Source organism: Methylosinus sp. KRF6 (assembly GCF_018887255.1).
GTDB classification, from domain to species: Bacteria; Pseudomonadota; Alphaproteobacteria; order Rhizobiales; family Beijerinckiaceae; genus Methylosinus; species Methylosinus sporium.
This window is the reverse complement of sequence record NZ_JAHLJF010000001.1, coordinates 3,831,833-3,855,011: the sequence shown is the minus strand read 5'-3', so window position 1 is coordinate 3,855,011 and position 23,179 is coordinate 3,831,833. Positions and strand designations below refer to the sequence as shown.

Genomic DNA, 23,179 nt, shown 5'->3' with positions numbered 1-23,179 from the left:
GTGTGGATAATCACATGGAGGTCTTAACAAACATCTAAATGAAAGAGCTAATGAATTGCTACCGTTCGACGGGCGGTCCGCCGCGTTTCGGATGGAGCGGGAACCATTCGCGCCGCGCCGAAATTTTCGTAGCGAGCCGGCGCATAAACGCCGCGCGAAGGAGCGCGCTCACGCGCCGGCTCCGAGCTCCCTCTCGTCCAGCGCCACGGATTTCACCAGCGCATAGACTTGCGCGCCGACGCTCAAATTCATTTCGGCGACCGAAAGCCGCGTCGTCGCCGAGACGACCTTGCCGCCGCCTTCGAGCTCGAGCCGCACGAAGGCGAGCGGGCTCTCGTCCTCGTCGATCGCGGCGATGCGGCCGAGCAGCACGGTGCGAATGCTGGTGTTCTCGGGCTTGTGATAGGCGAGCGCCACGTCAGTGGCGTTGATCAGCACGCGCACTCGCCGGTCGCCATTGGCGACATGCGCCGCGACGATGATCTCGCCCGCTGGATGCGCGAGCCGCGTCACGCCATAGCGCGTATCATAGGCGCCGACATGCGCCTCCAGCGCGCTCACCACGGAGAAGCGCCCGCCTTCTATGTGCCGGCTCGCCGCCGCCAGCGTCTCCGACGGCAGACCCTTGGCGACGATGCGGCCTTTCTCCAGCGAGATCACTTCGTCGGCGAGGCGCAATATCTCGTCGGCCGCATGTGAGACGAGCAGGATCGGAATGGAGAATTCGTCGCGCAGACGCTCGATCAGCGTCATGATCTCCTGGCGGCGGTCATAGTCGAGCGAGGCCATGGGCTCGTCCATCGCCAAAAGGCGGGGCGAGCACAAAAGCGCGCGCGCGAGGCCGACGCGCTGCCGCTCGCCGCCCGAGAGCGCGCCGGCGCGGCGGCGCAGCAGATGTGCGACGCCGAGCGTTTCGATGACCGCCTCGAAGGGCACGCGGCGCTCCGCCTTGGGCGTGAAGAAGCGGCCGAAGAGGATGTTGGTCTTGACGTCGAGATGCGGAAACAGCAGCGCGTCCTGGAATACGAGGCCGATGCGCCGCTTCTCCGGCGGAACGAAAAGCCGCTGCGCCGTATCGACCAGCGTGGCGCCGTTCACCGCTATATGACCCTCGTCGGGGGCGGCGAGGCCGGCGACGAGATGAGCGAGCGTCGTCTTGCCGGAGCCAGACGGTCCATGCAGCGCCAATATGCGGGCCTTGGAGGCGAAGGCGGCGGCGAGAGTGAAATCGCCCCGGCGCAATTTGACGTCGACGCCGATCATTTGCCGGCTCTCGTCGCGTCGGCGCGCTTTTGCAATATTTCCGAGACGACGAGCGCCCCTATGGCGATCGCCGCCGATACGGCCGCGAGCCGCAGCGCGTCGGCGTCGCCGTCCGGCGTCTGGGTGTAGCTATAGATGGCGGAGGGAATCGTCTGCGTCTCGCCGGGAATGTTGGAGACGAAGGTGATCGTCGCGCCGAACTCTCCGAGCGCCTTGGCGAAGCCGAGAATGGCGCCGACGATGACGCCGGGAGCCGCCAGCGGCAGAGTCACCAGGAAAAAGGTCCACAAAGGGTTGGCGCCGAGCGAGCGCGAGGCCTGCGCCAATCGCTCGTCTATGCTCTCGAAGGAGAGGCGAATCGGCCGAATCATCAGCGGAAAGCTCATGACCGCCGCGGCCAGCGCCGCGCCGGTCCAGCGAAAGGCGAAGACGATTCCGAAATATTCCGCGAGAAAGGCGCCGAGCGGCGTCTTGCGGCCGAGCAGCAGCAGCAGCGCGAAGCCGGTGACGACCGGCGGCATCACCAGCGGCAGATGGATGAGGGCGTTGAGCGCCGTATGGCCGGGAAAGCGCCAGCGCGCCAATGCATAGGCGGCGAATACTGCGATCGGTAGGGAAAATACCGTCGCCGTCCCCGCGACCTTCAGGCTGAGGACGATAGCCGTCATCTCCTGCGGGGAGAATCCGAGCGAAGGCGCAATATCCGAGAGCGTCATGCTCGTGTGCTTACGCCTTCGCTCGCGTTACGTCGAGCGCTTATATTGCGCCATTGATCCAGCGCAGCAATTCGCCCTTGGGCGCGGCGCCCACCTTCTGCGAGGCGGCCTTGCCGTCCTTGAAGATGATGAGCGTCGGGATGGAGCGAATGCCCAGCATTCCGGCGACATTGGGATTTTCGTCGACGTTGAGCTTGACGATTTTGAGCTTGTCCTTGAGCTCGGCGGCGATCTCCTCGAGCGCCGGGGCGATGGTGCGGCAGGGGCCGCACCATTCGGCCCAGAAATCCACGACGACCGGCTGGTCGGATTTCAGAACCTCGGCTTCGAAGCTCGCATCGGAGACTTTGACGGTCGCGGCAGACATGGCGTTCCTTTCGAATTGAAACTTTGTCGAAAGAGTAGGAACGGCGCGGCGGCGCGTCAAGCCGAGGCCGATTGCCGAGGCCGCCCGCTGAGGCGGACTCGGCCGGACCGTTGACAGAGGCGGCGCCGAACTGGTCTATGCGGCTGCGCCGCCGCATTCGATCCAGGGAGGTTCGGCCTGTCGCTCGCTCAACTGCCGCTCGTCGCCTATGTCGCCCCTTTCGAGCGGGCCTGGCACCATAGGGAGCTCATCCGCGCCGTGGTGCGGCGGGAACTCACCTCGAGGTTCCGCGGCTCCGTGCTCGGGCCATTGTGGGCGGTGCTCGCCCCGCTGATCATGCTGCTGACCTATACCGTCTTGTTTTCTATGACGGTTCCACAATTGTCGGCGGGGATGAGCGCTATTGATTACGCCTCTGGCGTCTTCATCGGGCTCATCGTCTTCAATCTGTTCAGCGAGCTCGCCTATCGCGCTCCGGGCCTGCTGCACGAGCATGTGACCTTCGTGAAAAAGTCGATCTTCCCCAGCGAGACGATCGCCTGGGTGGCGACGATTCGCGCTTTCGTCTATGGCGGCATCAGCCTCGCGGTCTATGTGGCGCTGCGCCTGCTGACGGCCGGCGAACTGCCGATGACGATTTTCTTCGCGCCGCTGCTGATTCTGCCTTTCGCCTGCTTCATGCTGGGCGTGGTGTGGTTTTTGATGGCGCTCGGCGCCTTCACCCGCGATGTGGCGCATATCATGGTGTCGGTCGTGCCGGTGCTGATGTTCGCGACGCCGATCTTCTACCGTCTGGATCAAATGCCGTCGCATATCTCCATCTGGCTGCGCCTCAATCCCGTCGGCGACTATATAGAGATGCTCCGCGGCGTGGCGCTCGACGGCGTGCTGCCCAATCCTATCGCCTATGTCGCGCTGGCGCTGGTGTCCTACGGGATATTCCTGTTCGGCTATCAGTTCTTCATGCGCTACAAATCGGTCATCGTCGATGTCATCTGAACCCATCATCCGCTGCGACAGCGTCGGCAAGGCCTTCCAGCTCTATCTGCACCGCAACGACCAGCTGAAGCAGGTGCTGTTCGGCCTGTGGAAGAAGTTCTATCAGGAGCATTGGGTGCTCCACGACATAGGCTTCGAGGTCGGCAAGGGCGAGAAGGTCGGCATTATCGGCCGCAATGGCGCGGGCAAGACGACGCTGCTGCAAATTCTCTGCGGCATCACGCGGCCGACGCGCGGTTCCTTCGAGGTAAAGGGCCGCATCGCGCCGATTCTCGCGCTGGGCTCGGGCTTCGACGGGCTGTTGACGGGGCGCGAGAACGCCATGATCGGCGGCGCGATCCTCGGATTGAAGCGCAAGGAGGTGGAGAAGCGCCTGCCGGCCATCGCCGAATTCGCCGATATCGGGCCTTTCTTCGATCAGCCCATGCGGCTCTATTCCAGCGGCATGGTGGCCCGCGTCGCTTTCGCCATCTGCGCCAACGCCGACGCCGATATTCTGATCGTCGACGAGGCGCTGTCGGTCGGCGATGAAGTGTTCCAGGCCAAATGCGAGGCCTTCATCGCCGATTTCGCGAAGAAAGGGACCATTTTGATGGTCTCGCACGATCTGCGCTTTCTCGGCGATCTCTGCGATCGGGTGATCTGGATCGACGAGGGCGCGGTGCGCGAGACCGGCGCGCCGGATGTCGTCATCCCGCATTATCGCGACGTGGTGCTCGCCGCGGCGTGATTCCATCTAAGTCGAGAGGAGGGCGAGCCTTCGGGCTCGCTTCCGACCAGCTCGGTCAGGCCGCGACCGTCTGCGGCTCGGCGGCGATGGTCTCGAAGGCGGGGAGCTCGCGCATCGGGCTGGTGCTCCGATTGCGGCGGTGGATCAGCAGGATCGACGCGCCGATCTCGAGCGCCGCCGCCCCGGCCAGAAGAAAAGCGAAACGCGCATCGGCGCGCAGCAGCGATTCGAGCGCCACCAGAAAGAAGATGTGCGCCGCCGGAATGGCGATGATGACGAAGGAGCTCATGCCCCCGCGCCGTCCCGTGACATTGCCGAAGGTCAGCACCAGCGCCATGGCCAGCAGCGTATGGGCGATGGCGAGCGAGGGCACGCCGAAGCGCTTGGCCGCCTCCGCCATCCATTCGCCGGCCTGGCGGCGGTCGAGCTTGGCGATCTGCCAATTGGCGACGAATTCCGGCAGCGTCAGCTCATAGACGCCGCGCCAATTGCGCGGCGGCAGCGCCTCGCTGCCCTGCATCGGCAGCGCCATGGCGTATTCGTCGAAATTGGCAATGCGCACTTCATCCGTGTCGAAGGGCTTGGTCTGAATGCTGCCGTTGGACAGCGCCACCACGACGCCGGAGGGCTGGCGGCGGAATTCGGCGCGCGCCGCTGTGATCGTCTCCTCCTGGCGCTTCTCGATGGAGATTTGCCGCACGAAGAGATTGACGGCGACGTCCGGCGTCTCCCAGCGCTGGAGATAGAGCGTCTTCACCCCATTGTCGAAAGTGTAGAAATGTGCCGCGTCCAACATGCGGTGATTGAGCGAATTGCGCACCACATTGATGACGTCCTGCAGGCCGCTGGCGTAATAGGGCGCCATGAGATTGGCGATCCCATAGCCGAAGATCACCAGCGCGCCAGCGCAGACGAGCGCCGGCCGGCACAAGGACCAAACCGAGAGCCGCAGCGCATAGAGCACGGCGATCATCCCCTCATTGGACATGCGCGCGAATTCGAGCGCCGTCGCGACGCCGATCGCCATGGGCAGAGTGATGAAGCCGACCGTCGGCATGGTGCCGACCAGCGCCGGGGCCAGCAGGCCGGCGCGAATCGCCGCCGGCGTCAGCGTGTAGAGCAGATAGGAGAGCACGACCGGCACGATGAGCGCGAGCTGGACGACGAGCGTGCTGAACAGGATGCGCCGTGCGAGATAGAGGAAAAGTAGGCGAGGCATGTGTCCTGTTCCGTGCGACGAAATCGACCCGTCCCGGAGGGAGGGCCGCCGCCGCACGGCAGTCTCATAGCGGAATTCGGCCTATTTGCGAAATTTTTCCCAGGCGGCTTTGGAAAACTCCTTCCACGAGGCGTCGAAAACGCCCGTCGAGGGGAGGGCGGTCGCCCCCGCCCAATGGCAGAAGTAGATTTCCTTGCCGTCGGGATCGAGCGGCTTGCCCTCGGAGAAGGTGATTCCGGGCGCCTGATAGAAGCTCTCATGCGAGGCGCGCTCGACGCAATGCGGCAAAAGCGTGATGGCGAGCCCGCGCCGATGCGTCACGAAATTCACCAGAGGCTGGGCGAAGAGCTGCCCGCGCTTGCGCACCTCATGGAAGAGCTTGGCGTCCTCGCGCATCGTCTCGATGAAATGATCGAGCTTCAAATATTGGTTGGACGTGACCCAGAAGCCGTCGTTGAACAGCAGCGCGTCGCGCAGGAAGGGGTAATTGGCCTTCTTCTCGTTATAGACATATTCGAAGCTCGGCGAGGCGACGATGAATTCCGTCTTCTTGGCCTCGAGCCGGCCGAAAATGGGCGAGAAATCGCGATAGAGCACCACATCGACATCGACATAGGCGACCTCGTCCAGCGGCAGGGCGAGGGCCTGCAGCTTGCGCAGCCGGCGGCGATTGCCGTTGAACGGGCCGGGATAGAGCTCTGCGGCGAGCCGGTCGATCGCCTCGGGAACCTCCTCGATGAAATGCGCGCCGTATATGTCCGCCGCGCGCCGCGTCTGCGCGACATTCTCGTCATAGGGGATGAGATAGAGCGGCAGATGCGCGTTGGTCTGCGCATAGCTCTCGAGGAAGGGGAGCAGCCAGTCGATGATCTTGTCATTGCCGACGATGGCGATTCCATAACGCTTGCCGGCCGCGGCCCCGCTCTGGTCCGGGGCGGAGCGTGGCGGGGAAAAATCTGGATTTGCGGGTCGAAGGCTCATATACCCCGTCTACTTGGAAACGCCGCCGCAGGGCAAGCGGGGGCGGGCGGACGGCGCCGGAGTCGGGACATGTGGAAACGCGCAGGAAGAGGCGTTTCCACATGTCCCTTCGAGGGGGGGGGCGAGCGCCGAAGGCGCTCGGGAGGGGGTGACGCCCCGAGTCTCGGGCCTTCACCCCACTCCGCCCGGCCATAGGGCGTTCTGAAAGGACGCCCGTCGCGAGCGCCATGCGTCCCATCGTCGCGCGGAACGGGAGGGGTCGATCGAGCAGCTGGTTCCCAACGATGCTTCCGTCGCCGCAGGACCACTCGCGGGGAAGACGGTCGCGGTAGTTCACGCCGCTTGGCATTCTTGCGGCAGCTATCAGGTCAATGTCAGCCAGCTCGAGGCCTATCGCGCGCTCGGAGCGCGGACGATTTCCATCGCTCTGATGGACGCGCCGGCCCCGCGGCCGCCGTGTGGGCCGCGCTGGGAGGCCTATTTCGCCGCCTCCGCCGAGCTGCCGGCCGACAAGCGCTATTTCTGCGGTCCGAGTCGGCTCGCCGCTCTCTCGCCGTCCTTTCTCGCCTATGCGTGGTGGCGGCTGATCCATGGCGATCAGGCGACCTGGCTCGTCGAACTCGCCAAGCTCGTCGCTCTTCCTCCCGGTTTCGCAGACGAGAATGTCGATCTCGTGCATGCGAATCATTACTTCACGCTGCCCTTTGTTGCTCGACTGCTTCGTGGAAGAAATACGCCGGTCATGGTCGAGACGCAGGACATACAAGCGCGACAATATATTCTGCGCAATCGAGGCGGCTTTTTCCTCCCGCCCTATGTGACCTATGACGATATGTTGTCGATAGAGCTCGAGTGGATGCGCGCGGCGGATCTCTGCATACACCTCAATGAGGAGGAGCGGGCGGAGTTCGCCCGTCTGCTGCCGCAGGCGCGGCATCGCCTCGTCTATCCCGCCATCGCGGCGGTTCCCTGCGGGCCGGGCGGCGATCGCATCATCATCGTCGCCAGCGACAATTACGGAAATTTCGTCAGCCTGCGCTGGTTCCTGCGCGAGGTCGCGCCGCTCGCCCCCGGCGTCGAGGTGGAGATCTACGGCAATATCGACTCCGGCGTGAAGCGCCTCGACAAATCGCTCTACGAGTCCCACCGCGCGCTGTTCAAGGGGCGCGTCGACGATATCGGCGCCATCTATGCGCAGGCCGCCTGCGTGCTGCTGCCGACGATCGAAGGGCATGGCCTCTCGGTGAAGGCGGTGGAGGCGATGGCGAGCGGCGCGCCGCTCATCGCCACGCGGCGGGCGTTTCGCGGCATGGCCATCGATCCCGAGCGGCTCGGCAATGTCATTCTCGCCGATCACGCCGCCGATTTCGCCGCCGCCCTGCGCGAGATCGGCCAGCGTCGCGACGCTGGCGCGCGCGAAGTCTCCGACACGCGCCGTCTCTATGACGATATGTTCAGCCCCGCCGCCTATGCGCGCGCATTGCACGAGACGGTCGCGCCGTTGCTCGTGCGATGAACGACGCCCAAGCGATGAAAGACACGGCTTCTCTGCCGCTCGCCGGGCGTCATGTCGCCATTGTGCATCCGGCATGGCATTCCTGCGGCACGTATCGCGTCGTGCTGGGGCAGGTCGCCGCCTATCGCGCGCTCGGCGCCCGCGTCGCGCCGGTCGCCATATGCGACATGCCGGGCTTCACGCCGGATCGCGCCTGGCGCTGGCGCGCTTTCGTCGAGGCGACGCCGGAGCTCTCGAAAGGCGAGCGCTGGTTCGGCGGCGCGCCTTTCCATGCTTTCGCGGCGCCGCGCTTTCTGCGCGATGTTCTGTGGCCTTATCTGCATGGCGATCAGGCGGTCATTCGCGCCGGCGTCGCCGAGCGAGCGGAACTGCCGCTGGGCCTCATGGATCGCCGCTTCGATCTCGTGCATTGCAATCATTTCTTCCTGATGTCGGTGGCGAAGCGCCTCGCGCGCGGCGCGCCCATAATGCTCGACAGCCATGATCTGCAAGCGCGCCAATTCGCGTTGATGAACGAGCGTGCGCCCTGGCTGCCGCCGCGCGTGACCTATGAGCAGATGCTCGCTCGCGAGCTGGCGCTGATGCGCGGCGCCGATCTTCTGCTGCATCTCAACGCGCAGGAATATGATGATTTCCGCGCGCTGCTGCCGGAAAAGCAACACGCGCTGCTCTATCCGAGCGCGCCGGAAGCGCCGCTCGGCCCCGGCGGCGAGGATATTCTGCTCGTCGCTAGCAACAATAGCGCCAATGTCGATAGCGTCTGCTGGTTCCTGCGCGAGGCGCTCGGCGATACGAAAATTCCGCATTTACGCATCGTCGGCAATGTCGACGCCGGCGTGAAGGCGCGCGACCCCGCGCTCTTTGCGGCGCATCGCGCATCTTTCGTCGGCCGCATCGACGATCCGGGCGCCGCCTATGCGACGGCGCGGCTCGTGCTGCTGCCGACGATCAGCGGCCATGGCCTCTCCATCAAGACGGTGGAGGCGCTGGCGAGCGGCCTGCCGCTCCTCTCGACGACCCACGCCTTTCGCGGAATGCATGTCGATCTCGCGCGCTTTCCCGATGTGACGATCGTCGACAGCGCGGAGGATTTCGCGCGCGCATTACAGTCCGCCGTGGCCGATGTGCGCGTTCCCAGCGAGGCGCAACGCGCGGCGAGCGAGATGCGCCGCTTCTATGACGCGCATTTTTCGCTCGACGCCTATCGCGCCAATCTCGCCGCTCTCGCGCCGGCGCTCATCGGCGCGCGTTACACATAGTCCAGCATAGCCGCGAGATCGAAGCTCGAGCGCGTCCCCAGCGCATCGCCATTGTGCTCGAGAAAATCCTCCGCGCGGCGCCGTCCTTCCTCGCGCAGCATCAGCAGAAACTCCCATTCCGCGATCAGCTTGGAGGAGGCCGACAGCTCCGCCGCCATATCGGTGGCGATCGCGTGGATGCGCATGGAGGCCCAGCGCGCGCCCTCGCTATGGCCGGGATCGGCGACCTCGCGCAGCAGCGCGATCATGCGCAGCTCTTTGAGCAATGGCGAGTTGAAGGAAATCTCGTTCAGCCGGTTCAAAATATCGATCGCGCTGCGCGGCGTCTCCTTGCGCTCGATCGGATTGACCTGCACCAAAATCGTGTCCTGCGACACGCATTCTCGCACCAGCGGCGTGATGGTCGGATTGCCGGCGTAGCCGCCGTCCCAATAGGCCTCGCCGTCGATTTCTATCGCCTGGAACATGGTCGGCAGGCAGGCTGAGGCGAGCAGCGCCTCGGCGGAAAGGTCGGCGTTGCGAAAGACGCGCGCGCGGCCGGTGCGCACATTGGTCGCCGTCACGAAGAGCTTGATCGGCGAGAGCGCCAGACGCTCGAAATCGATGGTCTCGCACAATATGTCGCGCAGCGGATTGGCGCCGGCGGGGTTGAGGTCATAGGGCGAGACGAGCCGTGAGGACAAATCCATGGCGAGAAAGGCCGGCGAATTGTCGAGCGTCCAGCGGCCGAGCAGCATATCCAGCGGGCTGCGCTGCAAAGGGCTGAAGCGGGCCGCGGCGGCGACGCGCCGCCAGAACTCCTCCATCGCTGTGCGAGCGCCCTCGACGCCGCCCTGCGAGAATCCATGGATGAGCGCGGCGGCGTTCATCGCTCCGGCGGAAGTGCCGGAGACCCCGTCTATGCGCAGCCAGGGCTCCTCGATCAGCCGATCGAGCACGCCCCAGGTGAAGGCCCCATGCGCGCCGCCGCCCTGCAAAGCCAGATCGACGAGGATTTCGTCTCGCATCGCGCTTGTCCCGCCCACAACCATATCCAGGAGAGATAGGGCGTCGGCTTCGCTCGCCATCCCGCGCGGCTCGTGCTGGCATAAAATGCCAAAGGACACTATGATTATAAAAAGCGAGGAGTCCGCCATGCCGACCCGCAACGTCGTTCTCACCGAGAGGCAGGAAAGCTTGATCGAGGCGCTCGTTCAGAGCGGCCGCTATCAGAATGCGAGCGAGGTTCTGCGGGAAGGCCTGCGCCTCGTCGAGAGCCGTGAGATCGAGGAGGCGCGCAAGCTCGAGGCTCTACGCAGCGCAGCGCAAGACGGCGCTTCTGCCTTCGATCGCGCGGAGTTCAAAGAATTCGCCGACGCCTCCGCGCTTCTCGCCCATCTCGACGCGCTCGCCGCTTCCGGGGCCGTGGAAAAGTGACCGAGGCGCCTTGGCGCATCCGCCTCGGCGCCGAGGCGGAGCGCGAATTTCTGCGCATTCTGCAATATACGGCCGAAACCTTCGGGCCGCGCCAGACGGCAATCTACAAAGCGACGCTCATGGACGCCCTCGCCGAGCTGACGCAAGGGCCGAATGTGGCGGGCAGCGTGGCGCGCGACGAAATCCTCCCCGGCGTTCGCACGCTCCACCTCGCAAGGCGCGGCCGCCGCCGCGGACGGCATTTCATCATGTATCGCGTGGCGGAGGGGAAGGTGGTCGAAGTGCTGCGCATCCTGCATGACGCCATGGACCTCGCTCGGCATGTTCCGCCAGATATCGGCTGACGCCGTGGCCAGCTCGGCGCGGAGCGCCTATTTGAAATCCCTTCGCTCCTTCGCGCAGACCGGGCTTGACCCGCGCCGCCGAGGCGCCATTCTCCCGTCATGATCCGCATGGGCAACTCGATCCCTCCCGCCGGCGCGCAGAGCTTCGCCAATCTCGGCGATCGGCCGCGCGAAATCTTTCGTCAGATCGTCGACACCTATCTGTCGAGCGGCGATCCCGTCGGCTCGCGCCAGCTGTCGCGGCTGCTGCCCATGGCGCTGTCGCCCGCCTCCGTGCGCAATGTGATGCAGGATCTGGAGGAGCTCGGCCTCGTCTATGCGCCGCACACCAGCGCCGGCCGCCTGCCGACCGAGCTCGGCCTGCGCTTTTTCGTCGATTCGCTTCTGCAGATCGGCGACATCGCGGAAGACGAGCGCGCGCAGATCGAGGCGCAGGTCGAGGCCGCCTCCAAGGACCATGACCTCGAAGGCGTGCTGGCCGAGGCGACGAGCCTGCTCTCCGGCCTCACCCGCGGCGCCGCCGTGGTGGTGACCAGCAAGGACAATGCGCGGCTCAAGCAGATCGAATTCGTGCGTTTGGAGCCGGAGCGCGCGCTCGCCATTCTCGTCGGCGAGGACGGCTCGGTCGAAAATCGCGTGCTGCAGGTGCCGCGCGATCTGCCGGCCTCCTCGCTGATCGAGGCGGCCAATTATCTCAACGCTCGCATTCGCGGCCTCACCCTCGGCCAGGTCCGCTCGGAGATAGAGGATGCGCGCAAGATCGCGCAGACCGAGCTCGACGAATTGACTGCCCGGCTCGTCGACGCCGGGCTCGCCAGCTGGGGAGGGGCGGGGGCGGAGCATCGTCAGCTGATCGTGCGCGGCCAGGCCAATCTGCTCGAGGATCTGACCGCTATGGCCGATCTCGACCGCATCCGCCTGCTGTTCTCCGATCTCGAGACCAAGACGGAGGTCATCGATCTCCTGGAGCGCGCCGAGACCGGGGAGGGCGTGCGCATCTTCATCGGCTCGGAGAACCGGCTGTTCTCGCTCTCCGGCTCGTCCATGATCGCCGCGCCTTTGCGCGACGGCAACAAGCGCATCGTCGGCGCGCTCGGCATCATCGGTCCGACGCGGCTCAATTACGCGCGCATCGTGCCCATGGTGGATTACACGGCGAAAGTGGTGGCGCGCGTCGTGGGCGGTTAGCGCTCGCGCGCCGATTTGGATAGGGGATTTTCATGTCACGGCCCGACGCTGCATTCGATGCGGCGGCGCATTTCGACGAGGCGTCCGCGACGCGATACGATCGGCGCATTCGATCGTTCTGTCCGAGCTATGACGCGTTGCACCAGATGACAGCAGCTTGGCTCTCGCGCCTGCCGGAGCGCGCCGAATTTCTCTCCGCCGGCTCCGGAACGGGCGCCGAAATTCTCGCTCTCGGCCGCCGCTTTCCTCTGTGGCGCTTCACCGCGGTCGACGTCTCGAGCGATATGACGACGGCTTGCCGCAACCGTGTCGCCGCCGCGGGCATGGCGGAGCGCGTCGCCTATTTCCAGGGGCGTCTGCAGGAGTTTCGATCGGCGACGTCCTTCGACGCCGCTTCGTCGATATTCGTGTCGCACTTCATCGTGGGGCGGGAGGAGAAGCTCGCTTATTTCCGCGCGATCTCGTCGCTGCTGAAGCCCGGAGGATCGTTCCTCCTCGCCGACCTTTTCTGTGACAGAGCTTCGAGCGAATTCGGCGCGCTGCTGGACGCATGGCTGGCGTCCTACGCGTCTCACGGGGGCGCGGCGCCGGAACTGGAGAAGGATCGCGCCCATATCGAGAATGACATCGCCTTCGTTTCCGAGAGCGAATTGCTCGAATTGCTGCACGAGGCGGGCTTCGACGCGCCCATCCGCTTCTATCAGACATTCCTCTTCGGCGGCTGGGCGATGACGAAACGAGTCTGAGCGCGATGGCGCGTGTGTCCGTAGGCCCACAAACAAAAACGGCGCCCCGTGGGGCGCCGTTCCGCTTTTCGTGAGACGAAGGTCTCAGTAGTTGTAGGCGCGCTCGCCGTGCTCGGCGATGTCGAGGCCCTCGCGCTCCTGGTCGGGGGCGACGCGCAGGCCGATCACCACATCGACGATCTTGTAGAGGATCGCCGAGCCGACGCCCGAGTAGAGGATCGTCGCGCCGACGGCCGTCGCCTGCGAGATCATCTGCTGCGCCATGTCGTATTTGCCGGCGAAATTCTCGCCGATGTTGGTGTAGTCGGTGATGCCGACGCCGCCGAGGTCCGGGCTCACCAGAATGCCGGTGGCCAGAGCGCCGGTGATCCCGCCTATGGCGTGCACGCCGAACACGTCGAGCGAGTCGTCATAGCCGAAGAGGTTCTTCACCTTGGAGACGAAGAACAGGCTGATCGGCGAGACGATGAAGCCGAGCGCGATGGAGCCGATCGGACCGGCGAAGCCGGAGGCCGGCGTCACCGCGACGAGGCCGGCGACGGCGCCAGAGATGAGGCCGAGCAGCGAGGGCTTGCCCTTCAGCGCCCATTCCGTCAGCAGCCAGGAGAGCGCCGCCGCGGCGGTCGCCACCATCGTGTTGACGAAGGCGAGCGCCGTCGTTCCATTGGCCTCGAGGTTGGAGCCGGCGTTGAAGCCGAACCAGCCCACCCACAGCAGCGAGGCGCCGACCATGGACAGCGTCAGCGAGTGAGGCGGCAGCGCCTCCTTGCCATAGCCGATGCGCTTGCCGAGGATCAGCGCGCCGACGAAGCCGGCGATGCCCGCGTTGATGTGGACGACGGTGCCGCCCGCGAAGTCCAGCGCGCCCGTGCCCTTCATCCAGGGAGCGAGGCCGCCGGCGATCCAGCCGACCGAGCCGAGCAGCGTGTCGATCTCGCCCTGAGCGGCGGTCTTGGCTTCATCGGTCGTCGCGGCGGCGAGCTTGGTGGCCGCATCGACGAGAGCGTTCGGATCCGCGACGCCCCACACCCAATGCGCGACCGGGAAATAGATGATCGTCACCCACAGCAGCACGAAGACGAAGGCCGCCGAGAATTTGATGCGCTCGGCGAAGGCGCCGATGATCAGCGCCGGCGTGATCATGGCGAAGGTCATCTGGAACACGAAATACGCGTATTCCGGAATCACATGGCCGGGGGTGAAGGTCGGCGCGTTGGAGGAGGCGTCGACGCCCTTCAGGAACAGCTTGTTGAAGCCGCCGATGTAGGCGTTGAGCGAGCCGCCGTCGCCGAAGGCGAGCGAATAGCCGTAGAGCGTCCAGACGACGCCGACCAGCGCGACGATCGCGAAGGTCTGCGTGAGCACGGACAGCATGTTCTTCGAGCGCACCAGGCCGCCGTAGAACAGAGCGAGGCCCGGCACCGACATCATCAGCACCAGCGCCGCGGAAATGAGCACCCAGGCCGTGTCGCCGGGATTGGGGACGGGCGCATTGCCCGCGGCGAGGGCGGGATCGGCGAGGCCCACGGCGATCGCCGCGCCGACGAGAGTCGAAGCCGCAGACAGGCTCCGAGGCAGACGAAGTCTCATTTGGAACTCCTGGTGATTTTTCGTGAGTGGGTCAGAGCGCGTCGGCGTCGCGCTCGCCGGTGCGGATGCGGATCGTCTGCTCGAGGGGAAGGACGAAAATCTTGCCGTCGCCGATCTGGCCGGTGTGGGCGGCCGCCGTGATCGCTTCTATGGCCTTGGCGACGAGCTCGGACGTCACGGCCACCTCGATTTTCAGCTTCGGCAGGAAGCTGACGGCGTATTCCGCGCCGCGGTAGATCTCGGTATGACCCTTCTGACGCCCGTATCCCTTGACTTCTGTCACGGTGAGACCGTGGACGCCGATGTTCGTCAGCGCGTCTCGGACCTCATCGAGCTTGAAGGGCTTGATGATCGCTGTCACGATTTTCATCTGCCTATCCTGTTGTTCTGGACCTACATGGCTGTGACGGCTCGCGTCGCGAGACGGCGCCCAATATGGCGAGGGCCATGACGAGCACCGTTGTGCTCATGCCGCCAGCCTTCAAATGCCGTGCCAGCTCTCGCCCGGTTTCGCCGAGCGCGCCAATTCAGAAAAGAACGTCAAATCGAATCAAATCCGTGGCGAAGCGCCGCAGGGCGTCGGAAGTGATCGGCCGCGCATGGGGGAGGGGCGTTTTGCCGGAGGCCTTCACATGCGGGGCCTCATTGCGCGAAAGCGGAGGCGCCTGGAAAAAGGCGGCAGGCGCCTATTAAATAATCAGCAGCCTGCTCGAGTTTCGATTGCAGTGTTTTCGAGCGAAGTGGGGCCGGCTTCGCGTGAAGAAACATGACCGAACGAGTCGAGGGGCTGCGAAGAGCGAGCCTCAGGCTCGCTTCTCGAGGCATACGTCCGAGGCTGACGACTAGCGGTCGCGGATCAGACCTTCCTGCGCGACCGAGGCCACCAGGCGCCCGTCCGCGCTGAAGATCATCCCGCGCGTCAGCGTGCGCGCGCCGGCGGCGGTCGGGCTGTCCTGCGTGTACAGCAGCCATTCGTCGACGCGGAACGGCCGATGGAGCCATAGGGCGTGGTCCAGGCTCGCGACCTGCAGCCGCTCGTCGAAAATCGTACGTCCGTGCTTGACGAGCGCCGTATTGAGCAGCGTCATGTCCGAAAGATAGGCGAGCAGGGCCTGATGCTCCGCCAGATCGTCGCCGATGCGATCGACGATTCTGAACCAGATGAACTGCCGCGTATCCGCTACGGCGTCGTTCAAAAAAAAGCCGTGTGGATCGACGACGCGCAGATCCACCGAGGGCGAGCCGGCGATGCACTCCGAGGCGCCGAGCGGCAGAAATTCGGCGAAGCGCTCGGCCAGAGCGCTTTTCGTCGGCAGGCCTTCGGGCGCAGGGACCTGCGGCGGCGCAAACGCGTGCTCGAGGCCGGGCTCGTCGATCTGGAACGAGGCCTCCATCGAAAAAATCGTCCTGCCGTTCTGCTTGGCCTCGCACCGCCGCGTCGTGAAGCTCTTGCCGTCGCGCAGGCGCTGGACGAAAAAATCGATCGGCGTCCTCGGGTCGCCGGGCAGGATGAAATAGGCGTGCAGCGAATGGGCGGGCCGGTCGGCGGGCACGGTGCGCTGTGCGGCCACGAGCGCCTGGCCCACCACTTGCCCACCGTAGACGCGGGCAAATCTGGAGCGGCTGTAGCCGCGGAAGGCGTCCTCGCCGATCGGCTCTATGTCGAGAAGCGCGAGCAATTCGCGCGTTGGGTTTGACGCGTCCATGAGGGCTCAGTCGACCTGCCGCGCCTCCTCCGGCAGCATGATGGGGATGCCGTCGCGGATCGGATAGGCGAGCCGCGCGGAGCGGGAGATCAGCTCCTGGCGTTCGGAATCATATTCGAGCGTCGATTTGGTCAGCGGGCAGACCAAAATCTCCAAAAGACGCGGATCGACCTTGGTCGCTTCGGAGGCGGAGGCGTCCTCGCCCTCGCGCTTCTCGGATTTGTCGCTCATCATGGCGCCTTTCTGCTGGCGAGAGAGAAGCGGTATATGCCGCAGCGGCGGGAAAAGTCTCCAGGATTTTTCCGTGCTTCGATGAACGACAGATAAATCCCAAGCTCCTGTTTCGACGCGTTTCCATCGAACGGAAACGTTCAACGATCGAAATTCGCGCACTTTTAATGGAATTGCGGCGGATCGTCGCTGTTCTGGGCCAGATCGAGCTCGGCCAGCGCGACGAGAATCTCGGCGCGCGAGCGCAGATCGACCGCCTCGAGCAGCGCCTGCTTCTCGTCCGAGCCGAAAGGGCTCATCATGGCGAGCGCATTGACCAGCGCCTCATTGGGGGCGGCGTCTATGCTGGTCCAGTCCACGTCGAGCTGTGAGCCGTCGGCGAATTCGCGCAGCATTCGGATCATCCCTGTGCGATCGACGTCGTCCTCGCCGGCGCCCGGCTCGAGGTCGATGAGGAAATCGTCATAGGCGACCCGGCAGGTCCGATAGGCCAGCGTCCTCGGCAGTTCCTCCTCTATGCGAAAGCGCGCTATGCCGGTGAGCGAGATCAGATAGCGGCCGTCGCCGGTCTCCGAGAAGCGCGTGATCCGTCCGGCGCAGCCGATGCGATGCAGCACGGGCGTCTGCTCGTGCTCGTCCTGGCCGGGCAGGGGCTGGATCATGCCGATGACGCGCTGCGAGGCGATGGCGTCGTCGACCATGGCCAGATAGCGCGGCTCGAATATGTTGAGCGGCAGCTCGCCGCGCGGCAGCAGCAGCGCGCGCGTCAACGGAAACACCGGAATGACGCCCGGCAGCGCGCTCGAATCTCTATAGGGGTGATTGACGCTCATGTCGGTCAGCGGCGATCGCCGCTACTCCTCGAGAAACTCGCTCGCATCAGGAGAACAGCAGCGACGACAGGCGTCGCCTCGCGCCTATTGTCGCTTTGTCGAGCGGCCCCCAGGCGTCGAAGAATTGGATGAGCTGCTTCCGCGCCCCGTCGTCGCTCCAACTACGGTCCTTTCGGATGATGTCAAGCAGCGCGGTGGCGGCCTCGTCGCGCTTGCCCTTGGCGTTGAGCGCGAGGGCGAGATCGAAGCGCGCCTGCAGGTCGTCGGGGTCGAAAGCGACGCGCTTCTGCAGCTCGTCGATCTCGCCGAGATCGGAGGCGGCGAGCGCATTTTCGAGCGACGCCGCCGCCGCTGCGACCAGCGGATCGGCGCGGACCGCGGCGGCGAGGCCGTCGAGCAGCGCCTGCGCATCGGCGAGACGATCCTGCTCCACATAGAGGCGGGTGAGTTCCGCCGCCGCTTTGGCGAAAGGCGGGGTTCTCGCGACGAGCTCCAGCAGGATCGCTTCGGCGGCCTCGATCTGGCCGTCGCCGATCAGCGCCTCGGCGGTGAGAAAATCGTCGGTTCCCTCGTCCTCGAGCGGGCCGGCGAGCCGCTCGATGAAGCCGCGCAGCTGCTTTTCCGGCAGCGCGCCGACGAAGCCGTCCGCCGGCCGTCCGCGCTGGAAGGCGACGACCGCGGGAATGGATTTGACGCCGAGCTGGCCGGCGATCTCGGGATGCTCGTCGATGTTCATCTTGACGAGCTTCACGCGCCCGCCGGCGGCCTTCACCGCCCGCTCCAGGACGGGCGCGAGCTGCTTGCAGGGCTCGCACCAGGGCGCCCAGAAATCGACCAGCACGGGCTGGCGCAGCGACGCTTCCAAAACATCGGCGCGGAAATTCGCCGTCGTCGTTTCGGTCGTTCGGGCGTCGTCTTGCGCCGTCAGTTCCGCCGCCATCGCACCGTCTCCCGCCGTAGAGCTAGGCGTCGCTCGCTCGGCCTCGTTCGCGTCCTCGACGCCTTTCGAAAGTCAGATAGACCGGTTTGCGTCCGGCCGCCATCGCTTTCGCCTCGTATTTTGTCTGTGTCCAGCCCTGCCAGGGCGTCAGCCAGTCCGCCGCGGCCGCTGCGGTCCATGCAAAATCCGTGGACTCTCGGACGCGCGCCAGCGTCCAGCCGGCATAATCGTCGATATCGGTGGCGAAACGCAATTCCCCGCCGGGTCGCAGCACATGGGCGAGCGCCGCCAATGTCTCATTCGAGACGAAGCGGCGCTTGCGATGCCGGCGCTTGGGCCACGGGTCGGGATAAAAGAGAAAGGTTCGGCCGAGGCTCGCCTGCGGCAGCCAGCCGACGACCTCGGCCGCATCGCCCTGGTGAAGGCGAATATTGGCGAGGCCGAGCGCGTCGATCCGCGCGAGCAGCTTGGCCATTCCGTTGACGAAAGGCTCGCAGCCGATGAAGCCGATATCGGGCCGGGCGGCCGCGGCGGCGATCAGATGCTCGCCGCCGCCGAAGCCGATTTCCAGAAACACGTCCTCGACCTGCGTCGAAAACAGGGTCTTCGCGCAGGGACAGGGCTGCGAGAGATCGAGCGTCAGCTTCGGCAAAAGCTCTTGCAGCAGGCGCGCCTGGCCGGCGCGGAGCGCCTTGCCCTTGCTGCGGCCGTAGAGGCGGCGCGCCACAGGGGCCGCGCCGCCGATTTCATCGTTCATGGCCTTGTCTTCGGCGTTTTCTTCGACTTCGTCTCTTCCGCCGTTCGTCGATCAGAAATGCGCCTTCAGCGCGTCGACGAGATCGGTGCGCTCCCAGGAGAAGCCGCCTTCCTCGTCCGGCGTGCGGCCGAAATGGCCATAGGCCGAGGTGCGGGCGTAGATCGGCTTGTTGAGCTGCAGATGCTCGCGAATGCCGCGCGGCGACAGGCGGACGACCTGCGGCAGAATGGCCTCGAGCTTGTCCTCGGGAACCTGGCCGGTGCCGTGCAGATCGACATAGATCGACAGCGGCTCGGCCACGCCGATGGCGTAGGAGAGCTGCAGCGTCGCGCGATCGGCGAGGCCGGCGGCGACGATATTCTTGGCCAGATAGCGGGCGGCGTAGGCGGCCGAGCGGTCCACCTTGGTCGGGTCCTTGCCGGAGAAGGCGCCGCCGCCATGGGGGGCCGCTCCGCCATAGGTGTCCACGATGATCTTGCGGCCGGTGAGGCCGGCGTCGCCATCCGGGCCGCCGATGTGGAACTTGCCGGTCGGATTGACGTGCCAAACCGTCTCCTTCGTCACCCAGCCCGCCGGCAGCGCCTCGAGGATATAGGGCTCGACGATGGCGCGAACGTCCTGCGGCGTCAGACTCTCGTCGGTATGCTGATGCGAGAGCACGATCTGCGTGGCCTCGACCGGCTTGCCGTTCTCATAGCGCAGCGTGACCTGGCTCTTGGCGTCGGGGCCGAGGCCCTTCTCCTTGCCGGAGTGGCGGGCGTGGGCGAGCTTCTCGAGAATCTTGTGCGCGTAATAGATCGGCGCCGGCAGCAGATCGGGCGTCTCGCGCACGGCGTAGCCGAACATGATGCCCTGATCGCCCGCGCCCTCGTCCTTGTTGCCGGCGGCGTCGACGCCTTGCGCGATATCGGCGGATTGGGCGTGCAGCAGGACCTCGACATCGGCGTTCTGCCAATGGAAGCCGGCCTGTTCATAGCCGATCGACTTGATCGCCTTGCGGGCGACGTCGACAATCTGCTCCTTGGGAATGGCCGGGCCGCGGACCTCGCCGGCGATCACCACGCGATTGGTGGTGGCGAGCGTCTCCGCGGCCACGCGAATTTGATAGGGGTCGAGGCCGAATTTGGCGCCCTCGCGAAAAAACAGATCGACGATCTCGTCCGAAATGCGGTCGCAGACCTTGTCGGGATGGCCTTCCGAAACCGACTCGCTGGTGAAAAGATAGTTCTGTCGCGTCACATCCAATCTCCGTCCAATCGCCGCTCCGCCGTTCGCCGGCGGACAGACCCGTCCATTCGCCCAAATCAGTACAGGCGGCGTTCGTTTCGTCAAGCCGTATGTGCCGAAATGTTCTTTATAGAGAACTCGGGCGGCGTCGCGCCGACATGCGGCTCATTTGGAGGCCGCGTCTCCGGCTTCCGGCTCCTTGGCGACGTTCTCCTGCTCGGCCAGTGTCGAGATGAGGTCGATCACGCGCTTGCGCACCTTGGGATCCTTGATGCGGGCGAAGGCGCGATTGAGATGCAGCCCCTCGGCGGTCGAGAGGAAATCGACGACATATTGCGAGGAGGACTCTTCCGCGAAGCCCTCGCCCGTGGCGGGCTGGGCGCTCGGCGCGCCCTCGAAGAAGAAGGAGGGCGGCACGTTCAGCGTCTTGGAAATCTGCTGCAATCGGCTGGCGCCGATACGATTCGTGCCTTTTTCGTATTTCTGCACTTGCTGGAAGGTCAGTCCCAGCGCCTCACCGAGCTTCTCCTGACTCATTTTCATAAGGATGCGTTGCATGCGCACGCGACTTCCGACATGCCGGTCGATCGGATCGGGCGCCTTTTTCACTGCGACTGGTTCCTTTTGCTCATGACGCTCCGGCCTTTTGTCGAAGGGGGTGATCTCGAGAGGGCTGCGCCGAGCCGATGGCTGGCGCGGGCGCATTCGCCGCGCTGTCGAGGAGCGCCCTATCAGGAGCCGGCTCGAAACGCGGTCAAACCCGAGCGGCCGCGCAAGCGTCCGCACAGGGCAAAAATTATTGTGAAGAACCAAAGCGTTGAAGTCCAGCGAAAAGGATGGGCGGCAAAGGGCGGGGATTGGATGGCTCGCGGCAGGCGCGTGTCGATGACGCCGTCGACGCCGAGCGGCAGGCGCTCGAGAACGCGTCCATAGGGGTCGACGAGCGCGGAAATCCCGGTATTGGCGACGCGCGCCAATGGCAGCCCTTCCTCTATGGCGCGCAGACGCGCCTGGGCGAAATGCTGATAGGGGCCGCTGGTCGCGCCGAACCAGCCGTCATTGGTGACATTGAGCAGCCATTGCGGCCGCTCGCCCAGGGGCTCCGCCGTCTCGCCCGGAAAGATCGCCTCATAGCAGACGAGCGGCGCGGCGAGCGGCAGGCCCGGAGCGGCGAAGCGACGCGGGCCCGTTCCCTCGTCCCAGACGCCGGGGACGAGCTGGGTGACGCCGAGCGGCGCGAGCAGCTTGGAGAGCGGCAGATATTCGCCGAACGGCACGAGATGCGTCTTGTCATAAGCGGCGACGATGCGGCCGTCCCGAATGGCGAGAATCGAATTGAAGATTTTCGTGCGCCGCTCGCCGTCCGCGCGGCGCGCATCCGAAGCGGATTCCTCCACCCGCGCGGCGCCGGTGAGGAGAATAGCGCCGCGCATGGTCGCCGCGATGCGCGTGAGCGCGTTCGGGTCGCGCGAGAGAATGAAAGGAAAGGCCGATTCCGGCCAGATCAGATGGGTCGCGTCGGCGACGCCGGAGCGGCCGGGCGCGACGGCGCGGTCGGAGAGCTCGAGATAGCGGCCGAGAATAGCCGGGCCGTTCTCGGGCTTGAATTTGGCGTCCTGCGGGAGATTGGGCTGCATCAGCCGCAGTTTCACGCCCTCGACATATTCGGTCTCGCCGGCGACGAGCCGCAGACCGCCATAGCCCGCCATGGCGGCGGCGAGGGCGATGGCGATGGCGAGCGCCGGCGTCGGTCGGCGACGGCCGTCGATCAGCGTCGCCGGCGCGGCGAAGAGAATGACGGCGAGAATATCGAGCCCATGCAGCCCGACGAGCGAGGCCGTCTGATCGAGATAGGGAACGGCGGCCAGCGCCATGCCGAAATCATTCCACGGGAAGCCCGTGAACAGCGAGCCGCGCAGAAATTCCGAGGCGCCGAGGCCGGCCGCCAGCGCGAATATGCGCGCCGAGCCGCCCGACCACAGCGCCCGCGCCAGGGCGAAGCCGAGCGCCGGGAACAGCGCCAGGACCGCCGGCGCGCCGATGACGGCGAGCGGCAGCGCCCAGGCGAATTGATCGGGCTCGACCAGCATGGCCGCGCCGAGCCACCAGAGCCCGGCCAGAAAATAGCCGAAGCCGAGCCACCAGCCGGCGCCCGCCGCGCGGCGCACGGAGGCGGCGAGATGGGCGAATCCGCCATCGCCGCGCGCCGCCGCCGAGCCGTCGATGAGCCAGACCGCGACGCACAGGGTCACGAACATGGCCGGCGCGAAATCGACCGGCGCCAGCGCCAGCGCCCCCACCGCCCCTGCCGCGAAGGCGATGGCGCGGCGCGTCCAGCCCTCGGAAAGGATGATGCGCTGAGGCAGGGTCGGTCCCGTCCGCGCGCCGTCGGAGAAGGTCTTGGTGAGGAATTGCTGCGCCATGGGCATCCGTTCGATTCGAAAGTGGCGCCGGACTTTAGCCCGTCCGACGGCTATGCCCTAGCGTCTCCAGCCGAAGTGGACACCGATTCGACGTTGGAAACCCGTCAAAACAAAGGCCTAGAGTCTTTCCGCGTTTCAATGAAACACGGAAAGACTCTCGTGGACCGCTTCATCGGAACCGAAGGGGCTTTGAGAGAACGGGGCTCGCGGTCCCAGCGCGCGTTTCTGGACCGCGAGCCTTCAAAATTCGCTTCTCGCTCTACCGCTCCGGCGCGGACGGCGTCAGCACCAGCTCGAGATTTTCGATCGCCGTCACCCGCGCCCGCGCGCCGGGCGCGAGGCTGTCCGCGCGTGAGTCCGCGGCGAGGCGGGCGCGCCATTCGACGCCGGACCAATAGACGACGCCGCCCGATTTCGTCACCGCGTGAGTCGTCGTCAGCTCGCGGCCGATGAGATCGCTGCTCGTGTCCTCCTGCACTTCCGCAATCTGGAAACGCTGCAGCGGCTTGCGCCCGACGAGCGCGGTGGCGAGGCTCAGCGTCGCGGCGAGCGCGGCCGTCTCCAGCAGAGACGGCCGAAAGCCGGTGAGATAGAGCAGCGCGCTCGTCGCCAGCGCGCCGATCGCGAAGAACATCAGCGGCGACAGGCCGATCACCGCTATGTCGAGGGCGAGCAGCGCGAGACCGACGACGAGGCTCGCATTGGCGGGGTCGTACAACAACTCCATC

At 65.5% G+C, this 23,179-nt stretch carries 25 protein-coding genes; 8 read left to right on the top strand and 17 right to left on the bottom strand.

The window, feature by feature from the left end; genetic code table 11:
- Positions 1–168: 168 nt before the first annotated feature.
- From modC to trxA (KP010_RS18330), 3 genes are read right to left on the bottom strand one after another with little or no spacing between them, the layout of a single operon-like run.
- Positions 169–1,263 carry a molybdenum ABC transporter ATP-binding protein gene (gene modC / locus KP010_RS18340; RefSeq protein ID WP_142864208.1) on the bottom strand — a complete coding sequence of 365 codons (1,095 nt, stop codon included), beginning with the start codon at positions 1,261–1,263 and terminating at the stop codon, positions 169–171.
- Positions 1,260–1,979: a molybdate ABC transporter permease subunit gene (gene modB / locus KP010_RS18335; protein ID WP_108916696.1), complete on the bottom strand. Its 720-nt coding sequence runs from the start codon at positions 1,977–1,979 to the stop codon at positions 1,260–1,262. Before modB ends, modC begins: the two co-directional genes overlap by 4 nt.
- A gap of 40 nt (positions 1,980–2,019) precedes the next feature.
- Entirely contained in the window at positions 2,020–2,346 is a 327-nt protein-coding gene (gene trxA / locus KP010_RS18330; RefSeq protein WP_108916697.1) for a thioredoxin, read from the bottom strand.
- Positions 2,347–2,604: 258 nt separating this feature from the next.
- On the opposite strand from trxA (KP010_RS18330), the gene KP010_RS18325 reads away from it, so the two are divergent.
- Both KP010_RS18325 and KP010_RS18320 read left to right on the top strand, forming a co-directional pair.
- Positions 2,605–3,345: an ABC transporter permease gene (locus KP010_RS18325; protein WP_244594625.1), complete on the top strand. Its 741-nt coding sequence runs from the start codon at positions 2,605–2,607 to the stop codon at positions 3,343–3,345.
- Positions 3,335–4,075: an ABC transporter ATP-binding protein gene (locus tag KP010_RS18320; RefSeq protein ID WP_108916699.1), complete on the top strand. Its 741-nt coding sequence runs from the start codon at positions 3,335–3,337 to the stop codon at positions 4,073–4,075. Before KP010_RS18325 ends, KP010_RS18320 begins: the two co-directional genes overlap by 11 nt.
- A gap of 55 nt (positions 4,076–4,130) precedes the next feature.
- Here KP010_RS18320 and KP010_RS18315 read toward each other — a convergent pair whose 3' ends face one another.
- Both KP010_RS18315 and KP010_RS18310 read right to left on the bottom strand, forming a co-directional pair.
- Positions 4,131–5,294 carry an LptF/LptG family permease gene (locus KP010_RS18315; RefSeq protein WP_108916700.1) on the bottom strand — a complete coding sequence of 388 codons (1,164 nt, stop codon included), beginning with the start codon at positions 5,292–5,294 and terminating at the stop codon, positions 4,131–4,133.
- A gap of 81 nt (positions 5,295–5,375) precedes the next feature.
- On the bottom strand, positions 5,376–6,275 hold the full coding sequence (locus KP010_RS18310) for a hypothetical protein (RefSeq protein WP_166144924.1): 900 nt from the start codon (positions 6,273–6,275) through the stop codon (positions 5,376–5,378).
- A 430-nt stretch (positions 6,276–6,705) separates the two neighbouring features.
- Between KP010_RS18310 and KP010_RS18305 the strand changes: the two genes are divergently transcribed.
- Positions 6,706–7,791 (top strand): glycosyltransferase, encoded by a 1,086-nt coding sequence (locus KP010_RS18305; protein ID WP_246659847.1) that lies wholly within the window; start codon positions 6,706–6,708, stop codon positions 7,789–7,791.
- Positions 7,792–7,805: 14 nt separating this feature from the next.
- Complete coding sequence (locus KP010_RS18300; protein ID WP_142862992.1) at positions 7,806–9,050, top strand: glycosyltransferase; 1,245 nt, start codon at positions 7,806–7,808, stop codon at positions 9,048–9,050.
- Here the strand turns inward: KP010_RS18300 and KP010_RS18295 are convergent.
- The gene (locus KP010_RS18295; protein WP_142863063.1) at positions 9,041–10,081 is read right to left on the bottom strand and encodes a patatin-like phospholipase family protein; all 1,041 of its coding nucleotides are present in this window, start codon (positions 10,079–10,081) and stop codon (positions 9,041–9,043) included. The genes KP010_RS18300 and KP010_RS18295 overlap by 10 nt on opposite strands.
- A 103-nt stretch (positions 10,082–10,184) precedes the next feature.
- Here KP010_RS18295 and KP010_RS18290 point away from each other — a divergent pair, with 103 nt between their 5' ends.
- The 4 genes from KP010_RS18290 (at position 10,185) to KP010_RS18275 (ending at position 12,744) form a co-directional block, all read left to right on the top strand.
- Positions 10,185–10,466 carry a type II toxin-antitoxin system ParD family antitoxin gene (locus KP010_RS18290; protein WP_142862993.1) on the top strand — a complete coding sequence of 94 codons (282 nt, stop codon included), beginning with the start codon at positions 10,185–10,187 and terminating at the stop codon, positions 10,464–10,466.
- Entirely contained in the window at positions 10,463–10,810 is a 348-nt protein-coding gene (locus tag KP010_RS18285; protein WP_142862994.1) for a type II toxin-antitoxin system RelE/ParE family toxin, read from the top strand. The genes KP010_RS18290 and KP010_RS18285 overlap by 4 nt, the downstream gene beginning before the upstream one ends.
- A 99-nt stretch (positions 10,811–10,909) precedes the next feature.
- Positions 10,910–11,998, top strand: coding sequence for a heat-inducible transcriptional repressor HrcA (gene hrcA / locus KP010_RS18280; protein WP_142862995.1), 1,089 nt, complete (start codon positions 10,910–10,912; stop codon positions 11,996–11,998).
- A 32-nt stretch (positions 11,999–12,030) separates the two neighbouring features.
- Positions 12,031–12,744 carry a cyclopropane-fatty-acyl-phospholipid synthase family protein gene (locus KP010_RS18275; RefSeq protein ID WP_142862996.1) on the top strand — a complete coding sequence of 238 codons (714 nt, stop codon included), beginning with the start codon at positions 12,031–12,033 and terminating at the stop codon, positions 12,742–12,744.
- 84 nt (positions 12,745–12,828) lie between these two features.
- On the opposite strand, the gene KP010_RS18270 is transcribed toward KP010_RS18275, so the two are convergent.
- The 11 genes from KP010_RS18270 to KP010_RS18220 all read right to left on the bottom strand — a co-directional run bounded on the left by KP010_RS18270 (position 12,829) and on the right by KP010_RS18220 (position 23,178).
- A complete protein-coding gene (locus KP010_RS18270) occupies positions 12,829–14,334 on the bottom strand; it encodes an ammonium transporter (protein WP_142862997.1) in 1,506 nt (501 codons plus the stop codon).
- A 31-nt stretch (positions 14,335–14,365) separates the two neighbouring features.
- Positions 14,366–14,704 (bottom strand): P-II family nitrogen regulator, encoded by a 339-nt coding sequence (locus KP010_RS18265; RefSeq protein WP_108916707.1) that lies wholly within the window; start codon positions 14,702–14,704, stop codon positions 14,366–14,368.
- Between the two features lie 472 nt (positions 14,705–15,176).
- Positions 15,177–16,040, bottom strand: coding sequence for an acyl-CoA thioesterase II (locus KP010_RS18260; RefSeq protein WP_142862998.1), 864 nt, complete (start codon positions 16,038–16,040; stop codon positions 15,177–15,179).
- 6 nt (positions 16,041–16,046) lie between these two features.
- Positions 16,047–16,271: a Trm112 family protein gene (locus KP010_RS18255; protein ID WP_108916766.1), complete on the bottom strand. Its 225-nt coding sequence runs from the start codon at positions 16,269–16,271 to the stop codon at positions 16,047–16,049.
- A 164-nt stretch (positions 16,272–16,435) separates the two neighbouring features.
- On the bottom strand, positions 16,436–17,104 hold the full coding sequence (locus tag KP010_RS18250; RefSeq protein WP_108916709.1) for an LON peptidase substrate-binding domain-containing protein: 669 nt from the start codon (positions 17,102–17,104) through the stop codon (positions 16,436–16,438).
- 46 nt (positions 17,105–17,150) lie between these two features.
- Positions 17,151–18,044 carry a thioredoxin gene (trxA, locus tag KP010_RS18245; protein WP_142863000.1) on the bottom strand — a complete coding sequence of 298 codons (894 nt, stop codon included), beginning with the start codon at positions 18,042–18,044 and terminating at the stop codon, positions 17,151–17,153.
- Positions 18,045–18,066: 22 nt separating this feature from the next.
- Complete coding sequence (gene trmB / locus KP010_RS18240) at positions 18,067–18,801, bottom strand: tRNA (guanosine(46)-N7)-methyltransferase TrmB (RefSeq protein ID WP_142863001.1); 735 nt, start codon at positions 18,799–18,801, stop codon at positions 18,067–18,069.
- A 51-nt stretch (positions 18,802–18,852) separates the two neighbouring features.
- Positions 18,853–20,040: a methionine adenosyltransferase gene (gene metK / locus KP010_RS18235; protein WP_108916767.1), complete on the bottom strand. Its 1,188-nt coding sequence runs from the start codon at positions 20,038–20,040 to the stop codon at positions 18,853–18,855.
- Positions 20,041–20,193: 153 nt separating this feature from the next.
- Positions 20,194–20,637 (bottom strand): helix-turn-helix domain-containing protein, encoded by a 444-nt coding sequence (locus tag KP010_RS18230; protein WP_108916712.1) that lies wholly within the window; start codon positions 20,635–20,637, stop codon positions 20,194–20,196.
- 122 nt (positions 20,638–20,759) lie between these two features.
- Complete coding sequence (lnt, locus tag KP010_RS18225; protein ID WP_142863002.1) at positions 20,760–22,451, bottom strand: apolipoprotein N-acyltransferase; 1,692 nt, start codon at positions 22,449–22,451, stop codon at positions 20,760–20,762.
- A 259-nt stretch (positions 22,452–22,710) separates the two neighbouring features.
- Entirely contained in the window at positions 22,711–23,178 is a 468-nt protein-coding gene (locus KP010_RS18220) for an NfeD family protein (RefSeq protein ID WP_142863003.1), read from the bottom strand.
- Position 23,179 lies beyond the last annotated feature (1 nt).